Origin of the sequence: Pseudovibrio sp. WM33 (assembly GCF_001623165.1) — a bacterium.
GTDB lineage: Bacteria > Pseudomonadota > Alphaproteobacteria > Rhizobiales > Stappiaceae > Pseudovibrio.
Genome location: NZ_LMCK01000036.1, coordinates 20,313 through 37,334 on the forward strand (window position 1 = coordinate 20,313; position 17,022 = coordinate 37,334).

Genomic DNA, 17,022 nt, shown 5'->3' on the forward strand with positions numbered 1-17,022 from the left:
AATGTTATTCTGATGCTGCCCCTAACGCTTCTTCGAGGTCCCCCCAGAGATCCTCAGGATCTTCAAGGCCAACATTCAGGCGAACGACGTGCGGTGACACGCCAAAGAATGCGGTTGAGTTTGGTCCTCCCGATTGAATGAGAGAGGCCTGCGCAGGGCAAATCAGGCTTTCATGCCCGCCCCAACTCACACCCATTTTGAAAATTTTCAGGTGATTACACAGTGCTTCGACGCTGACATTGTCTGCCAGTTCAATTGAAAAGAGACCGGAAGTTCCACGCAGGCCCGGATGGGCCTTATTCTGGAACGCCGGATGAAAAACAGTTTTCACGCGAGGATGTTCAGCCAGTCGCTTGGCAATCTCCATCCCAGCCTGCTCATGGGCTTTCATACGGATTGGCAGTGTGCGCAGGCCGCGCAACAGCAGCCACGCCTCAAACGGTGCAATCTTGCCGCCCAGATACTGGGTCACTTCTCCGCGGATTTGCGCCACACGCGCAGCAGACGTGGCGATCACCCCCGCAACCACATCACTGTGGCCGCTGATGTACTTGGATGCTGAATGGACCACAATATCGCAGCCCAGTTTGATCGGGTTCTGGAAGATGGGGGAAGCCCAGCTGTTGTCGATGATCGTTGTGACACCGGCTTCCTTGGCCCGTGCGCACAACGCTTTCACATCATGGGCCTCCATGATCCAGCTGGTCGGGCTTTCCAGATAAAACAGAGCATGTCCGGGCAAGGCAGCTTCAACCGTCGCCAGATTGCCGCCATCGATGTAATCAACGCTCACACCAAACTTGCGCAGGAAGATTTCAAAGAAACGGAAAGTATCTGGATAAACATGTTTGACGGACAAGATCCGGTCACCGGGTTTCACCACAGACAGAATGGCTGATGAAATAGCGGCCATACCACTGGAAAGCGCCAGTGCATCTTCAGCGCCCTCCAGCTTGGCAATCTTCTCCTCAAACGCACGGACGGTTGGGTTGATCCCGCGCGTATAAACCGGGCGGTTGATCTTACCCGCGAAGGTTTCACACATCTCCTGATAGGACGAGAACGTGAAAAGCGAGTTTTGAAAAATCGGTGGCACGACTGCATCTGCAAAGGATGTTTCATCATGCGCCACGATTGTTGCTGTGTCCTCCCCCCACAGGTCGATCATACTGCGTCCGTTTCCTGTGCCATTTGCACAATATCTTCTTCAACCACGCTCAAAATTTCCAAGGTATGTTTGCGGGCCATCTCCGTGTCTCCAGCGGCAATGGCGTCAAATAATTGTCGGTGAAAAGGAAAAGACCGTCCGGCAAAATCTTTGCGGTCGAACGGCATATCAAAAAAGCTTTCAAAAGATTCCCGCATCTGCTGCAACAATTGCTCAAACAGTGGATTGCCTGCAGCGCGGTAAATAGACAGGTGAAACTCTAGATCTTCCGGGCCAGCCGTGCCATTAAGGTGATGGACCGACTCCATGTGCTCTAACTTGGTGCGCATCTCGTCAATCTCTTCCGGCGTCGCCCGCTTGGCTGCCAGTATAGAGGCCTCAACTTCAAGTGCCCGGCGCACTTCCAGCGTTTGCAACAGGCCATCGCGCTTGGTTGCAATGGACAGTGGCAGGTAAACGGTTTTCTCCGAGAGCGGGCGCTTCAGGTATGTCCCTGACCCACGGCGGATCTCCACGATCCCCAACGCTTGCAAATGGCGGATCACCTCACGAATGGACGAGCGGCCAACCTTCAGGCCGTTCATCAGCTCTCGCTCCGTGGGCAACCTGTCACCGGGCTGCAAGCCTTCCTCCACGATGAAATCTGTCAGCGACTGCAGAATTGCGTCGCTTCTGTCCTCGGTCTTGATTGGCCGAATTTTGTTATTGGATGGGCTTGGCACATTAGGCTCCGCACAGATGTCTATTTGATTTCGTCTGCCATCAGACGTCAGACCAATTTTAGAAACAGGAATCTGCGCTTGTAAATACCTACTGTGCACAACGACTGATTTACCGCAGTGCACCCAGAGGGAATGCTATGAGATATCAGAGGGCTGCGGCGGATATATTAATGTGGTAGGAGGCGGATGGTTTAGAGGGAGTTTTAGAAAAGATTGGCCTGCACGGACGCAGACTCGTCCATTGCAATTGGTAAGGAAATCAATCTGAAAGCTTCAGCTCACAAACACGAGCCGCACAATATTTTAAGAAACGCTTTCTAGTTCAAGCCTAATGCATGCTTCCGCCTGAGCTCTTTTTCAGAATATCAGTCAGCACATGAGACGGTACAGGCAGCATGACCTGACCGAGGGATTTGAGGGTCTCGGCGAAGTTCGCAGCGGCCTGTTCTACTTCTTCGCATCTTTGCGGACAGGTAATGTGTTGCAGGCACAGCTCAACGGTGTCGACATCATGTTGCAAGCCTGCAATCAGTCCCATGGTCAGGCATTCTTCGACACAAAGGTGCTGAGAATCATAAGGGTAGGAGCGTAGCGGGCAGGCTGCGCAGCGCTTTAGTGTACGTACGTATTGAGACAGACTGGCGAGCGCTACTCCGGCATTTTGATGCCCGAGAACTTCACTATAAAGGTCCCATGCCATTTCCCAGGGCGTGATGGAACCTGTCTCGAAGCCGGATGACCAGCGGCGATACCCTTCCAGAACCAGTCGTTCCGGTTGGCGTTCCAGATAAACATCATTTGCCCCAACATCCATGGCCAGCGCCTCTTTCGTGCATCTAGCGATTGTATCACACCGCCAGCAATTTAAATATGAGTATCACAGTATAGTTTAATTGAGCACGGATATTCAAGCAACAGTTTCACCTCGCCAAGCATTTTGCGGTTGAGATCGCATTGATGCACAGGGTGGTTGTGTCCACTGGGAAACCGGGAGACGTCACGTCTCCCGGTTCTTTTGTAAGGTAAGATCAGAGCCCTGTTAGAACCATGTGCGGTTCACCATCAGAGGTCTTTTCGCTGGTCATGCCATCCGCATTTACGGTGCAGGTCACTCGTTGACGATACGCAGAAAAGCTCTTGAAACTCACCACATCAACTGGCTCATCAAAGTGCAGTGTCAGCCGCACCCGGTGGGCCGCGACGGAGCTTTGAACACCAAGAACCTCGGCAGCAAACCGCCGTCCAAGATACTTGCCGGCAACCCTGTCACCTGGCCGCAGAAACGACACAGGTGGACGGTTACCAACGGCAGCATAAAGGGTGTTCCAGTCCTTATAGCCTTGTTGGCGAGCAATAAGCTCCAGTGTCTGGGAGTGCGAAATTGTTTCGCCACGCTTTTCCAGCGCAGCACGCAATTGCTTCGCTTGCGTTTTTAACGCGGAAAGGGAAGGAAGAGATCCGTTCATTTCATAGCCTCAAACTATGCGGGATCAACTTGATGGAGCTCGCATTGCCACCAACCCGCTTGTCTGGGCTGAAGTCACATCTTTTGTTTCAGGCTTCACCATGAGCATTGCTCTGCGAGCGGCAGGGGCCTGATCCCTTGCCGCGCAACCTACAGAGGATGGATGTTGCTGTCAAACCAAGGTTCTGCACGCCTAGTAAAACTTACCACGGGCTGTCACCTGCCAAAGCGTTTCCACGACACCGTCACGTACACCCACATACCAGTCATGCAGGTTACAGGTCGGGTCGCAATGCCCAGGAACGAGCTTGATCTTATCGTTGATCTTCAACGAGTTTTGCGGATCCTTCAGGACGCCATGCTCATCTGAATAATCGAGACTTTGCAGGTCAGGTCTCTCAAACACAGTCGGCAGCCCGGAATCGATGCTGTGTGCCTTCAGCCCTGCATCGCAAACGGCTTGCCCATCGATGTCAGTGGACATGATCGAAGTCAGCAGGAACAGGGCATGCTCAAAAGCAGGTAAGTGCTTGCCATCTTTGTCTTTCACTTTGCGGTAGTCCGCATCCATGAAGAGATAGGACCCGCATTGCAACTCGTTGAACACACCGGAGGCTGCTTCAAACGGGTATGAGCCAGTCCCTGCGCCGCCAACGATATCACAGTGGATCTCTTTGCTTTCCAGCAGGTCTACAGCATCCTTGGTGATCGTGATTGCCGTATCCAGCAGCGCTTTTCGATCAGCATAATCATAGGCATGTTGTGCAGCGCCCTGATAAGACTGAATGCCCGCAAACCGTAAGTTGGCTGCTGCGATGATTGCAGTTGCCAGCTCCAACACAGCAGCGCTATCTGCCACGCCGCACCGGGCACCACCACAATCCAGTTCCACCAGAACTTCCAGCTGTGTTGCGTGTTTGACTGCGGCTTGAGAGAGATCTGCAATATTAGCCAGATTGTCCGTGCAGACTAGGATACGTGCACCAAGCTTGGGAAGCTGTGCCAAACGATCAATCTTGTAGGGATCACAAACCTCGTTGGACACCATAATGTCAGCGAGGCCTGTTCTCGCCAGAGCCTCTGCTTCGCTCGCCTTTTGGCAGCACACGCCGCAAGCATTGCCTCGCTCTATCTGTAGTTTTGCAACTTCAGCAGACTTATGCATTTTGCAGTGAGCGCGATGGCGAACACCATACTTGGCAATCTCATCACGCATTTTCAGCAGGTTATGATCAAAGGCATCAAGATCAACAATCAAAGCAGGCGTTTGCACATCATCCAGCTTCATTCCCGGTAGGGCAGGGATGTCATAGCCAAGCGTGTACTGGGAAAGATCAGAGGTCACAGCGAAGTCCTTGCAGCAGGCATGAGTTCAATAAGAACGAAATTGAACAGTAAAACGGCAGAAGCAATGCACCACACACCGCTTCCGCCTGCAAGTCTAGCCCGCCTTGATGTAGCGAATCTTGCCACCTGTCGAAATCGTTTCAGCCGCCCGCAAAATGGATTGGGTGTCGATGCCGTAATGAGCATAAAGATCGGCAATGGTGCCAGTCTGACCAAAGTGCTCCACACCAAGTGTGCGGATCGTGTTGCCTTTCACCGCACCAAGCCATGCAAGGGTGGCAGGGTGCCCATCCAGCACTGTAATGAGCGAGCAGTTGTCCGGCACATCATCAAACAAGCGCTCAATGTGGCTGCGCGCATGCATTGCCCCACGGTCCCGAGCGCGCTGCGCAGCTGTCCAACCAGCATTGAGGCGGTCAGCAGACGTGATTGCCAGCAGACCAACATCACGGCGGTCTTCCGCCATCATCCCAACGGCGTTGATTGCCTCTGGGGCAACGGCTCCCGTGTATGCGATCACGATTTCCGCATTGGGTCCTGGCTTACGCAGCCAATAAGCACCGTCGACAATGTCCTGCTCTTCTTCAGGCGTGAAGGTCCGCAGTGGCTGTTCTAATGGGCGGGTTGAAAGACGCAGGTAAATGGAGCCACCGGTCTGATCCCGTAACCATGTACGCTCGTCCGGGTCACCCTCACCATCACGCTGCATATAATCAAACCCAAAGCGCATAATGGTCGCCAGCTCATCAACGAAGGCTGGTTCAAATGCGGCCACCCCGTCCTGAGCCAGGCCAATCAACGGCGTGCTGATGGACTGGTGCGCCCCACCTTCCGGTGCCAGTGTCACACCGGATGGTGTTGCCACCAGCATGAAGCGCGCATCCTGATAACAGGCGTAGTTGAGCTGATCTGCTGCTCGCAAAATGAACGGATCATAAACTGTGCCAATCGGCAGCAGGCGCTGACCGTTGATGCTGTGCGACAGCCCAAGTGCAGAAAGAAGGAGGAACAGGTTGGATTCTGCAATACCCAGCTCAATATGCTGGCCTTGCGGAGAAAACGCCCATTTGAAAGTGGATGGAATCCGCTCTGCCTTAAACGTATCCGCTAGTTCTTCCTTCGCGAACAGCCCACGCTGGTTGACCCATGGGCCAAGGTTGGTGGAGACCGTCACGTCTGGTGCCGTTGTCACAATGTGCTTTGCGAGCTCTTCATCCTGCTTGGAGATTTCGTGGAGAATTTGCCCAAAACCCATCTGAGTTGAGAGCATCTTTTCTGCTGCACTGGGTGCAGGTAATTGCGCGGGAACCGGTACAGTCTTTGCGGAGTATCGTCGGTTGTCTTTTGAAAAGAACGGAGCCCCAGTCACGAAGGCCTGAAGGTTTTGCGGATCAGATGTACTTTCCCATTTGTCCCACTCATGCCCCTCGCGGATGCCTTCCATCTGACGGTAGTCTTCCATCTGTTTGGAGGTCATCAGGCCAGCATGATTGTCTTTGTGTCCTGCCAACGGCAGGCCAAAGCCCTTCACCGTATAGCACAGGAACAAGACCGGACGATCATGGGTCTTGGCATGCTCAAATGCATCAATCAGGGAGGGTAGGTCATGACCGCCAAGATTGCACATGAGCTTGGACAGCTCTGCATCACTGCGCCGATTGATCAATTCGTTGACTTCGCCCTGATCTCCCAAATCATCCAGCAATCGCTTACGCCATGCTGCACCGCCTTGATAAGCAAGGGCACAATAAAGCTGATTGGGGCACAGATCGATCCAGTCGCGCAGCTTGTTGCCACCCGGTTCTTTGAAGGCTTCTTCCTGCAGGCTACCGTATTTAAGAGTGACAACTTCCCACCCGAAATTGCGGAAGATGCTCTCAAACTTCTCCCAAAGGCCTTCGCGGATCACTGCATCCAATGACTGGCGGTTATAATCCACGATCCACCAGCAATTGCGCAGGCCATGTTTCCAGCCCTCCAGCAATGCCTCATAGATGTTCCCCTCATCCATTTCCGCATCGCCAACCAGCGAGATCATACGACCTTCCGGCGCTTTGTTAAGCCCGCCATGCGCCTTCACATAGTCTTGCACCAGTGATGAAAACAGCGTCTGCGCGACCCCAAGGCCAACAGAGCCAGTTGAAAAATCAACGTCATCAATATCCTTGGTGCGAGAGGGGTAAGATTGAGCGCCATGGAAACCACGGAAGTTCTGCAGTTTCTCCAGCGACTGGTTCCCTGCCAGATACTGGATCGCGTGGAAGATAGGCCCAGCATGCGGCTTCACCGCCACCCGGTCTTGTGGGCTCAAACTATGGAAATAGAGCGCAGTCATGATGGTGCTGATAGAGGCACAAGACGCCTGATGGCCGCCAACTTTCACATCGCCAACGTCAGAACCGCGGAGATGGTTGGCATTGTGAATGGTCCAGGAGGCAAGCCATCGCACTCGGCTTTCCAGCGTACCCAAAGTATCCAGTGAAGCTGCGCTCATTAAACTCCCCGTCGGTTTCATTGGAATATTTTTATTCCGCGAGGCTATCAGGTTGCCTTGAGAATTAATCTCTTGAGCCAACTGATATACCTTCATGAATAAGGGAAATTTTTGAGCTTTGATCGAATTTAAGGAAAATACTTCCGCCTAACCTATTCGCAATGCACTTTTCAGCTCATATGCTACGTAGATTCACGACCGGCCTTTTGCGGGGAGTGCGGCCTTTGAACGCCTCAACATCAAAGGCACAACAAAGGTCAGCAACAGCAGGCGGAAGACGTGGTGGGCGGCGACGAAGGTGGGGTCGAGACCGCTTTGCACGGCGATGGCGGCCATAGCCTCAACACCGCCTGGAGCGAACGCCACAAACAACAGGCTTGGGTCCAGTCCAACCAGTGGCATCACCAGCACAACCCCAAGGATTGCCATACCAACTGTGATGAGCGTAACCACAACGCCCGCGCCAATGGCTTTGGCGAAAAGATCAAGACTGACACCTTTGAAGCGGGTTCCAATCAAAGCTCCCATCACCAGAAATGAGCTGAGCGTTGCCCAATCCGGTATCTTGCCGGGTGTGAGTGCGCTTACGTGCCCTAAAGACGACACCAGCATTCCGCCGAGTAGATAGGCGGCGGGGAGTTTCATCTTTAAGAAGATGGTTCCAACGACAGCTGCCCCGAGCAACAGATAGACAGCTGAGAGTAGACTGATGTTTTGCACGGGCAGGAAGGAAGCGCCTGTTTCCTCAAAAAGCAGCGAGACAAAGAGCGGAACACAGATGGTGAGAAACAAGACCCGCGTGCTTTGTGCAAGCCCGATGCGGGTGACGTCCGCCTTGCTATCTGCCGCCATGCTGAGGATGTAGCTCAAATGCCCCGGTGAAGAAGCAAGTGAGGCGTTATAGGCATCAAACCCGAAAAACCGTACCAGGATCGCACGGCTGATCAGCATGCTCAGGATAAGACTGATCCCCAACGCCAAGAAGCTCGCAGGCCACGTAATCGAGGCATCGATAACAGCAGGCGTCACACCAGAGCCAATGCTCGTACCCAGAACAATGAAGCAGAGCGTGCGCAGCCAGAGCGGGACGATGACGGGAGCGCCCAGCAAGCCACCGAGCGAAACGGCAAGAGCTGAGCCGGTGAGGGGGGCTGCCGGGAACCCGAGGAGGGAAAAAAGACCAGCCCCTGCGCCTGCAATAGCAAGCGTTATGGACAGATTGGACCAGTCTTTCTTCTCAATTACCAAAACTCAGTTTCCCAGCTGCGGTTTGATCAGTCGCTTTCAGCGGCTTCCAATTCCTGCTTGCGCACACGGCGGGCACGGATGGTTGGCAAAACGACCAGAATAACCGCCAGAGCCAGCAAGCCCATGGTCATCGGGCGTTCCATGATAAAGCTAATCCCATCATAAAGCTGCATAGACCGGGAGAAATTATCTTCCAACATGCTGCCCAGAATGAACCCAATCAGCAGTGGCGCGAGCGGATAGTTGGCAAAGCGCAGGAGCGTTGCACATACACCAAAGCCCACGAGCATCAGCAGTTCCGTTGCATTGTTTTGTCCAATATAGGCACCCATGAGGGTGAAGAACAGAATGAACGGAATGAGGTAGTTGCGCGGCACAGCCAGCACTTTGGCGATGTAGGGGATGAGCGGCAGGTTCAGGATCAACAAGATCACATTGCCCACATACATGGAGATGATCACGGACCAGAAAATCTCTGGCTGATCGATCATCAGGCGTGGCCCCGGTGAAACGTTCAAAGCGATCAGGGCACCGAGCAGGATCGCCGTTGTCCCGGATCCCGGAATGCCGAGTGTCAGCAGAGGAACGAAGGAACCAGTACATGCCGCGTTGTTCGCAGATTCTGGAGCTGCGAGGCCTTTGACAGAGCCCTTGCCGAACTCAGCTTGTTCTTCTTTCGGCGCAATGTTGCGTTCTACCGCATAGCCGAGGAAGGAGGCGATTGTTGCGCCAGCTCCCGGAAGAACCCCAATCAGGAAGCCTTGGATAGACTGGCGACCAATCACTGGTGCAATTTTCTTGGCCTCTGCTTTTGTGATGCGCAGATCCTTGATGTCGCCGCTACTTCCACCAGAATTGGAACGGGATGGATCTAGCACTAGGAACAGCGCTTCAGGCAAGGCGAACATGGCCATGGCCAGCGTGATGAACCCAAAGCCCGATTGCAGATCCAGTATACCCATGGTGAAGCGTGGTTGGTTGAACAATGCCCCTTCACCAACGGTTGCCATCATCAGACCTACCAGTGTCATGAGCAGGGCTTTGCCCACCTGTCCGCTGCCCGCGAAAGCAGCGATTGCGGAAAGGCCGACCACCATCAATGCGAAGTATTCAGCAGAGTGGAAGAGCAGCGCGACGGATGCGAGCGCAGGCGCAAATATCATCAGCAAGATAGCCCCGATACTGCCACCTGCGAAAGAAGCAATCGCCGCAACTGTCAGCGCTTTGCCTGCCTTGCCCTGGCGTGCCAGCGGATAGCCATCAAAGCTTGTGGCAACGGTAGAAGCGACACCCGGTGCGTTGATGAGGATGGAGGACGTGGAGCCACCAAAAATCGCGCCATAATAAACGCCTGCAAGCAGGATCAAGGCCGCGGAAGGATCACCGATGGAGATCGCCACAGGGATCATGATGGCGATGATGGACATAGGTCCAAGACCCGGCAACATGCCGATAAATGTGCCAATCAGGCAGCCGCCAATCACCATCAAAAGATTAGAAAACGAGAAGGCCGTCGAGAGGCCAACCCAAATACCGTCTAACATCGTGGCCTCCTAGTTGAAAAATGTTGGAAGAGGGCTGAGATAAATGCCCAGTGTTTGCTGAACCAGATACCAGACACCGCCAGCAGCAATGGCTGCAACAGGCACAAGGATCACAAAACGCCGCTCTCCAAGCAGAGCTGCCGAGATCACCAGAAAGAGCAATGTGGAGAGCAGGAAGCCAGCAGGACGCAGCAACAGAGCGTAGCCCGCCATCAGAACCAGCAGGAACACGGCCTGACCAATGTTGTAGTCCCATAATCTGCTGAAATCGATCTCGTCTGCATCTGAATCTGCAGGCTTTTTCTCAAACCCGAGCAAAATGGCGAGGCTTGTGATTGCAGCCAGCACCGCAATGACTTTTGGAAACGTGCTCGGCCAGATTGGGTTAAACCGCATAAACGGTGGCAAACCAGCGTCCATCAGAAAAAACGCGGTGTATCCGTAGCTTAAACTCACTGCCAGAATGACAAGTGCAATCCATCGGTCCAGTGCCATCATCCCCTCCCGTTGGCGTGACAAGTGGATGCGCTGCCAAGAGCGCATCCATTTATTCTTATTGATTTAGAGGAAGCCCAGCTTCTTCATGAGATCGCCGATGGTCTTTTCCTGACCTTCAAGGAACGCGTGGAAGTCTTCACCAGAGTTATGGATGTTGACCCAGCCATTGCGTGCCCGCACTTCTTCCCACTCAGGGGTGTCGTACATCTTCGCAAGAGCCTCCTGATAGGCAGACACCTGTGCCTCTGGCAGGCCCGGTGCGCCGAAGAAACCACGCCAGTTGACGAACGTGGTGTCGATGCCCTGTTCCTTCATGGTTGGCGCATCTTTGTAGGCTGCAACGCGCTCATCAGCAGTGACGCCAATGATTTTCACTTCACCCGCATTTGCAAGATCAATCGCCTCAGAGAAGCCGGTAGAAAGTGCAGAGATTTCGCCGGAAAGCAGCGCCGCCATGGCCTTACCACCCGCATCATACGGAATGTACTTCACCATGGTCGCATCTTCGCCAGCTGCTTCCATCACCATGGCCGCAACAAGATGGTCCATGCCGCCTGGGACAGAACCGCCGCCAATTGCAGTGCCGCGCTTGTCAGCTTTGTATGCTGCCAGCAGATCACTCATGGAGTTGATTGGGCTGTCCTTGCCCACCACGATGGCTGCATAATCGCCAATGGTGCCTGCAACCAGCGTCAGATCACGGAAGTTGTGCGGGAATACGCCAGTCAGCGAGCGGATCACGATTGGCGTGGAGTTTACCATCAACGTGCCGTGCTGGCTTGCTGCGTTCTCGATGAGATACCCAATGGCCTTACCGCCGCCGCCACCGGACATATTTTCAAAAGAGGCCGTGCCAGCAAGGCCGGACTTGGTTAGTGCTTCGCCTGTGCCGCGTGCAGTGCCGTCCCAGCCTCCACCAGCACCACCTGGAATGAGGAAGTGAATGCTATCAACCACTGGCTCTGCAAAGGAAGCCGTTGGCATGGAAAATGTCATCGCAGCCAAAGCCGCTGCCGCAACCACGCGGCGCGCCCGAATAAAACTCATTGTGTCCTCCCATTTGACAAGGGCAGCATTTGTCACCCATGACTTACGTGAAAACACGGAAACCTGACACAAACCTGTCACCTCCTTGATTTTTTGGGGAAGCAAAAGATGAGATTTCTTCTCGTTGAAGATAACGCCAAGCTGGCGACATCCATTGTCGAAAGATTGACACTGGATGGTCATGTCGTTGATCACGCTGCTGAAATTTCTACTGCCGAGGACTACATCTCGACAGCAGATTACGACATGATTTTGCTCGACATCATGCTTCCAGATGGTGATGGGCGAGATTTTCTAAATGAACATCGAGGCCGTCAGGATGACACTCCGGTGATCGTTTTGACAGCACGTTCAGAGGTCTCAGACAGAGTAGGGGTGCTCGATCTCGGGGCTGATGATTACATCACAAAACCCTTTGATTTCTCGGAGTTAGAGGCAAGATGCCGTGCTGTCATAAGGCGGAGATCCGGCGGCGTGACAAATGCGAAGCGATTCGGCGATCTGGTGTTTGATTCACTGGCTGGCACACTCAAAATTGGCAGCAAAACAGTGAGCCTGCGTAACAAAGAGCTACGCCTTTTAGAGATATTTTTCGGCGCTCCGGACGTTATTTTCTCAAAAACAAAGCTTGTAGACAGATTATTTTCTTACGACGAAGATGTCTCGGAAAATGCCATCGAGGTCTATGTCGCCCGTTTACGCAGGCATATTTCATCCTCCTCGGTCCAGATCATTACCGTGCGTGGACTGGGGTATCGGTTAAGCCTGACATGAACTCTGGCGCCAACATATCCGGCTCAATCCGTCGCCGCCTGACCTTGCAGCTCCTCGGCATTGCTGCCGTGCTTGCAGCGCTGCTGTTTGTGATGGTGATGACTTATGCCAAGCAAGTCGCAGAAGAATCTCAGGACAACATCCTGTCAGCATCCGCCACGTCCATTTTGGACAGCGCCGCAATTCAGAGCGGGGAGGTCACGGTCGATATTCCGTATTCCGCCCTTTCCATGCTTGGCAATGTCAGTGATGACCGCGTGTTCTACCGTGTTGTCGTCAACGGAAAGTACCTCACCGGATATGAAAGCCTACCCATTGCCAAGGCATCCAAGGGGCAGGACAGTCACAGGTTCATCACCTCTCATTACCTGGGTGAGAGCATTCGTATGGTCTCCGCCACACGCCGCCTTTCCAACGCATCCGGCCCTGTTGAAGTCACCGTGTCTGTCGCTCAAACACTGAAGCGCCAACGAGAAACCTTGGAGCGCATCTCCGCGAATGCTGCTTATCTCGGTTTCGGGTTCTTTATTGCAGCTGCCGTGCTGGGTGTTTTGACAGCCCAATCAGCCGTGCGCCCTGTGCAGACACTCGCGAACTCGGTTTCCAAAAGAGGGCCGCAGGATCTGAGGGCAGTACAAGCCCCAGTGCCGGGCGAGATGGCGCCGCTTGTGGTGGCACTCAATCGGTTCATGGCAAGACTTAAGAAGTCACTCACACGCTCCGAAGAGTTCATCGCAGAAGCTGCCCACCGCATCCGCACGCCGCTTGCAGTGCTGCGAACGCAAGCGGAGATCGCCTTGCGACGGGTGGAACGACCAGAGAACAGAGCGGCTTTGAAAGAAATGATCCGGGCCATTGATGAGAGCTCACGCGCAGCAGGTCAACTGCTGGACCACGCTATGGTTTCTTTCCGCACCGACCATCTGGAGGTGAAGGACATCAACCTGCTGGATCTGGCAGAGGAAACCCTTGAACGGCTGCGCCCGCTGGCAGAGATGCAAGACAAGACGTTGAGCTTGCATGGCGATGAGCCACCGCCAATTTCGGGGGACGCAATCCTAATCCAAAATGCACTGAGCAACATTTTGGACAATGCCATCAAATACGCTCCAAAAGGCGAGGACGTGCAAGTTATCGTGACGCACGAAGACGACTGGGTGGTTTTGTCCGTTTACGATCAAGGCCCCGGTTTTGCTCCAGAAGACATCGACCAGTTGACGGAGCGGTTCTCGCGGGGCAAAAACGCCGAAGATACGGTCGGTTCCGGGCTTGGGCTTACAATTGCCGAAGAGGTGACGCAAGCTCATGGTGGACACCTGAAACTTTCAAACAGAACAAACGTCAGAGGCGCATGCGTATCCTTCTATTTCCCCCAGTCCTGATCATGTTGTTGACTTCTCTGCTTTCAGCAAGTGCCTATGAGATTGAACAGCACAAAGTGTTTCCCGCTCCGCAAGAGGGGGCAAACCTACGCATTATATCCAACTCTGACATCGACATTTTCTCACCTATGGTGGAAGCATTTCAACGCAAGTACCCAAGCGTTTCCATAGACTATACCGTCGTCAGCAGCACCGAGTTGATGACAGCCCTTTATGATGAGAAGCAGGTTTTTGACGTTGCCATCTCATCCGCCATGGACCTGCAGGTGAAGCTGGCAAACGACGGTTTCACCTTGCCGCATAACTCCCCAGTCGCTGGCTTGATGCCGGATTGGGCCCGCTGGCGCAATCATGTGTTTGCCTTCACGCAGGAACCAGCTTCGGTGGTCTACTCCAAATCCGCATTTGCCGGATTGGAAGTTCCAACATCACGGCAAAATCTGATTTCAACTCTGCGCAACCATCCGGAACGCTTCCTCAACAAAGTCGGCACCTATGACATCCGCCAGAGCGGCCTTGGCTTTCTGTTCGCCACGCAAGATGCCCGCACATCAGACACGTTCTGGCGTCTGAACGAGGTGATGGGCTCTCTGAACGCCCGTCTCTACTGCTGCTCCGCTGATATGATTTCTGACATCACAAAGGGCAATCTGGCAATTGCGTATAACGTGCTCGGCTCCTACGCTTCTGCACGGGCCGCCAGTGATCCTGATATCGGTATTCTGGAACTGGAAGACTTCACAACACTCATGCTGCGCTCCGCCATCATTCCAGCTGGTGCCGAACAACCTGAAATTGCCGGCACTTTTATAGACCATCTGATCACAGCGTCCTGGAGCGAGGAGGGGGCTGACTACTACCCGTACCCGAAACTCAACCGCAATGAGATTGCCCCGAACCTATCACTGCGCGCCATCCGTCTCGGTCCTGGTCTTTTGGTTTATCAAGACAATCTCAAACGCCAACACTTCCTCCAGGAATGGCAAAACGCGATCATTCAGCAGTGAGACCAACCAAATCAGCAGGTGGAGGGTTTTGTCGCTCAATCCTCTTTCACCTTGTCAGAGTTTGTGGCAAGAGGCTGCCTCCAAACCCAGCTGAGTGAAAGCCACCAATGCCTGTAGAGATCCGCCCACTGAAGAATTCAGATGCCCCAGACTGCGCACGTGTGTTTTATGATGCCGTCACAATCGGAGCAAAGGAGTACTATTCGGAAGAGCAGCTCGCCGCATGGGCCGGGCCAGCACCCGCACCTGAGCGTTGGCCTGCCAAACTCCACGATATGACTGGCTTTGTTGCTGTCAAAGACAAGTCAGTAATCGGTTTCATGACCATCGATGCAAAAGGTTATGTGGAATTCGCATTCACCAGCCCCTACCACACCCGCCAAGGTGTCGGCACCGCCATCTATGACCAGTTGCAAAACTGGGCGGAACAGCGCAACATCTCCACCCTTTCAGCAGACGTTAGCGTGGCTGCAAAAGCTTTCTTCCTTCACCAAGGCTGGCAAGTTGAGCGAGAGCAAGCACCCGTTGTTCGAGGAGTTACGCTCACAAACTTTCTCATGACAAAGACCTTGTCCGCGTAACATTTCATGACACCCGCCAGAGTTCCTGCGATATGCACATGGTGTCATGCCCGCAGGCCCTCAACGAATAAATGACCGACTTTGAGTTGCACTCCCAAGTACTCGCTTTTATTAGTATAAGATAAGAATGATATTTGAACTTGTTTCCGATAGCCATGATTGTGTGCACTCAAGCCATTGAATTTATGCTGCATTTCGCTGAGTGGGGTTGTTTTGTCTGATGTTACCTTAAAGGCTAAATGGGGACAGATCAGCTTCCTGTTTTCAGCCAACTTTCTGTCTTTGTTGGGGAATGGCCTGTCTGCCATCGCAATACCGTGGTTTGTCTATGACCTGACGGGCAACGCTGTTATCACTGCAACAATCGCCATTGCCGGACAGCTTCCAAACATCGTTGTCGGTCTCTTCAGCGGACCATTGATCGACAAGTTCTCTGCCAGAACCACCAGTATTTTCTGCGATACTGTGAACGCCTTCGCCGTACTTTTGATACCGCTGCTATACTCCGTTGATCTGCTGGATCTTGCCCTTCTTGGATTTCTCGTCTTCCTCTCGCAGGTCATCGATGTTCCCGGACAAACCGCAAAAAGCGTCATGATCCCGGCGTTGATTGATCGGGAAGGATTGCCTCGCGAACGGGTGAACGGAATGAACTCGCTTCTTGAGACTGTGGCTGACCTTCTAACCCCATCGATGGCTGGCATTTTGATCGCCGCCTTTGGCGCAACCACAGTCCTGATTTTGGACTCACTGAGTTTCTTGATGGCGCTTATGATTGTATCCATAGGCATCAAGGCCACTCGTCAGCAGGACGCAGCTAATACAGATAGACAACCAACAAAAGAAGTCTGGAAGTGGATGCTGTCAACACCGGGCATCTTGAAGCTCGGCCTTTATGACTTGATTATCAATACAGTGGCAGTCTCCTTGCTTTCATTGACCTTGCCAGTTCTGGCAAATTCAAATGACAAGCAAGCCGTTTGGCTTGGAATCTGGCTCACATGCTTTGCCTGCGGAACCACACTCACAACCCTTGCCTACACATTCGTGGGCCACAGAGTATCCTCCCTCAGGCTTCTGCAACTCACACCCATAGGACAAGCACTCGGCCTAGCCTTGCTGCTCTGGATGTTTAATGCTGACTGGGGCGGTGGCAATATCAATACCGCTGCAATTGTCATTTCAGTGGGAATGTTTGTGTACGGTGTAAACTTGGGAGTTGGCAGCGTCGTTGACGCGACTGTGCTTCAAAAACTCGTCCCCGAAGACAAACGCGGCACAGTCTTCTCCTCCCTGCGCTACACCGGCGTCCCCCTAGGCCTCTTCCTCACCGGAATCCTCCTAGAACAAAACAACCCGACACTCCTCTTCACCACCTTCATCGCCCTACTAACAATAAACTCACTGCTTTGGTTAAGGGGGACACCCGAGATTTGCAGTACACAAATAAGGTTCCATAACTTACATTCTGCGAGATGGTGCTGTAGGTGGGTTGGGTTCACATCTGAAGTGCGACAGCTATATAAATCAGTTTGTTAGATTAATAAGCTGTTAGCATCGAATTGAAAACGACACGCAATTCTTCGCATTTGAGATTAGAAGACCGTCGGCTGATTGAGCAATTTGATCGGGCAAAGATGCCGGTTTCTGAGATTGCTCAGCGTTTGGGCAAGCATCGATCCACAATCTATCGCGAGATCAAAGCGGACTGACCTAAAGAAAATGGAGAGCCTCTGTCTCACTAT

At 53.1% G+C, this 17,022-nt stretch carries 15 protein-coding genes and 1 pseudogene; 6 read left to right on the forward strand and 10 right to left on the reverse strand.

Annotation, left to right across the window (positions count from 1 at the left end; translation table 11 throughout):
- Nucleotides 1-4 precede the first annotated feature (4 nt).
- The 10 genes from PsWM33_RS07405 to PsWM33_RS07450 all read right to left on the reverse strand — a co-directional run bounded on the left by PsWM33_RS07405 (nt 5) and on the right by PsWM33_RS07450 (nt 11,533).
- Nucleotides 5-1,168: a PLP-dependent transferase gene (locus PsWM33_RS07405; RefSeq protein WP_063299743.1), complete on the reverse strand. Its 1,164-nt coding sequence runs from the start codon at nt 1,166-1,168 to the stop codon at nt 5-7.
- Entirely contained in the window at nt 1,165-1,890 is a 726-nt protein-coding gene (locus tag PsWM33_RS07410) for a FadR/GntR family transcriptional regulator (protein ID WP_057461439.1), read from the reverse strand. Before PsWM33_RS07410 ends, PsWM33_RS07405 begins: the two co-directional genes overlap by 4 nt.
- Before the next feature lie 328 nt (nt 1,891-2,218).
- Complete coding sequence (locus tag PsWM33_RS07415) at nt 2,219-2,704, reverse strand: hypothetical protein (RefSeq protein WP_063293354.1); 486 nt, start codon at nt 2,702-2,704, stop codon at nt 2,219-2,221.
- Nucleotides 2,705-2,918: 214 nt separating this feature from the next.
- A complete protein-coding gene (locus PsWM33_RS07420; protein WP_057461441.1) occupies nt 2,919-3,356 on the reverse strand; it encodes a glyoxalase superfamily protein in 438 nt (145 codons plus the stop codon).
- A 192-nt stretch (nt 3,357-3,548) separates the two neighbouring features.
- A complete protein-coding gene (locus tag PsWM33_RS07425; protein ID WP_063299744.1) occupies nt 3,549-4,700 on the reverse strand; it encodes a DSD1 family PLP-dependent enzyme in 1,152 nt (383 codons plus the stop codon).
- Between the two features lie 96 nt (nt 4,701-4,796).
- Entirely contained in the window at nt 4,797-7,196 is a 2,400-nt protein-coding gene (locus PsWM33_RS07430) for a transketolase (protein ID WP_063299745.1), read from the reverse strand.
- A gap of 192 nt (nt 7,197-7,388) precedes the next feature.
- A complete protein-coding gene (locus PsWM33_RS07435) occupies nt 7,389-8,444 on the reverse strand; it encodes an AbrB family transcriptional regulator (protein ID WP_063299746.1) in 1,056 nt (351 codons plus the stop codon).
- A gap of 26 nt (nt 8,445-8,470) precedes the next feature.
- The gene (locus tag PsWM33_RS07440) at nt 8,471-9,988 is read right to left on the reverse strand and encodes a tripartite tricarboxylate transporter permease (protein ID WP_063287503.1); all 1,518 of its coding nucleotides are present in this window, start codon (nt 9,986-9,988) and stop codon (nt 8,471-8,473) included.
- Nucleotides 9,989-9,997: 9 nt separating this feature from the next.
- Nucleotides 9,998-10,483 carry a tripartite tricarboxylate transporter TctB family protein gene (locus PsWM33_RS07445; RefSeq protein WP_063296019.1) on the reverse strand — a complete coding sequence of 162 codons (486 nt, stop codon included), beginning with the start codon at nt 10,481-10,483 and terminating at the stop codon, nt 9,998-10,000.
- Nucleotides 10,484-10,549: 66 nt separating this feature from the next.
- The gene (locus PsWM33_RS07450; RefSeq protein WP_063293348.1) at nt 10,550-11,533 is read right to left on the reverse strand and encodes a tripartite tricarboxylate transporter substrate binding protein; all 984 of its coding nucleotides are present in this window, start codon (nt 11,531-11,533) and stop codon (nt 10,550-10,552) included.
- A gap of 108 nt (nt 11,534-11,641) precedes the next feature.
- Between PsWM33_RS07450 and PsWM33_RS07455 the strand changes: the two genes are divergently transcribed.
- The 6 genes and pseudogenes from PsWM33_RS07455 to PsWM33_RS26720 all read left to right on the forward strand — a co-directional run.
- Nucleotides 11,642-12,307, forward strand: coding sequence for a response regulator transcription factor (locus tag PsWM33_RS07455; RefSeq protein ID WP_057461447.1), 666 nt, complete (start codon nt 11,642-11,644; stop codon nt 12,305-12,307).
- Nucleotides 12,304-13,689: a sensor histidine kinase gene (locus PsWM33_RS07460; RefSeq protein ID WP_063299747.1), complete on the forward strand. Its 1,386-nt coding sequence runs from the start codon at nt 12,304-12,306 to the stop codon at nt 13,687-13,689. Before PsWM33_RS07455 ends, PsWM33_RS07460 begins: the two co-directional genes overlap by 4 nt.
- Nucleotides 13,659-14,696, forward strand: a complete 1,038-nt coding sequence (locus PsWM33_RS07465; protein ID WP_063299748.1) for an ABC transporter substrate-binding protein — start codon at nt 13,659-13,661, stop codon at nt 14,694-14,696. The genes PsWM33_RS07460 and PsWM33_RS07465 overlap by 31 nt, the downstream gene beginning before the upstream one ends.
- A gap of 107 nt (nt 14,697-14,803) precedes the next feature.
- A complete protein-coding gene (locus tag PsWM33_RS07470; RefSeq protein ID WP_063299749.1) occupies nt 14,804-15,277 on the forward strand; it encodes a GNAT family N-acetyltransferase in 474 nt (157 codons plus the stop codon).
- A 213-nt stretch (nt 15,278-15,490) separates the two neighbouring features.
- Nucleotides 15,491-16,816 (forward strand): MFS transporter, encoded by a 1,326-nt coding sequence (locus PsWM33_RS07475; RefSeq protein WP_082826921.1) that lies wholly within the window; start codon nt 15,491-15,493, stop codon nt 16,814-16,816.
- A gap of 50 nt (nt 16,817-16,866) precedes the next feature.
- Nucleotides 16,867-16,980 (forward strand): annotated as a pseudogene (locus tag PsWM33_RS26720) (helix-turn-helix domain-containing protein); the annotation flags it as partial.
- Nucleotides 16,981-17,022 lie beyond the last annotated feature (42 nt).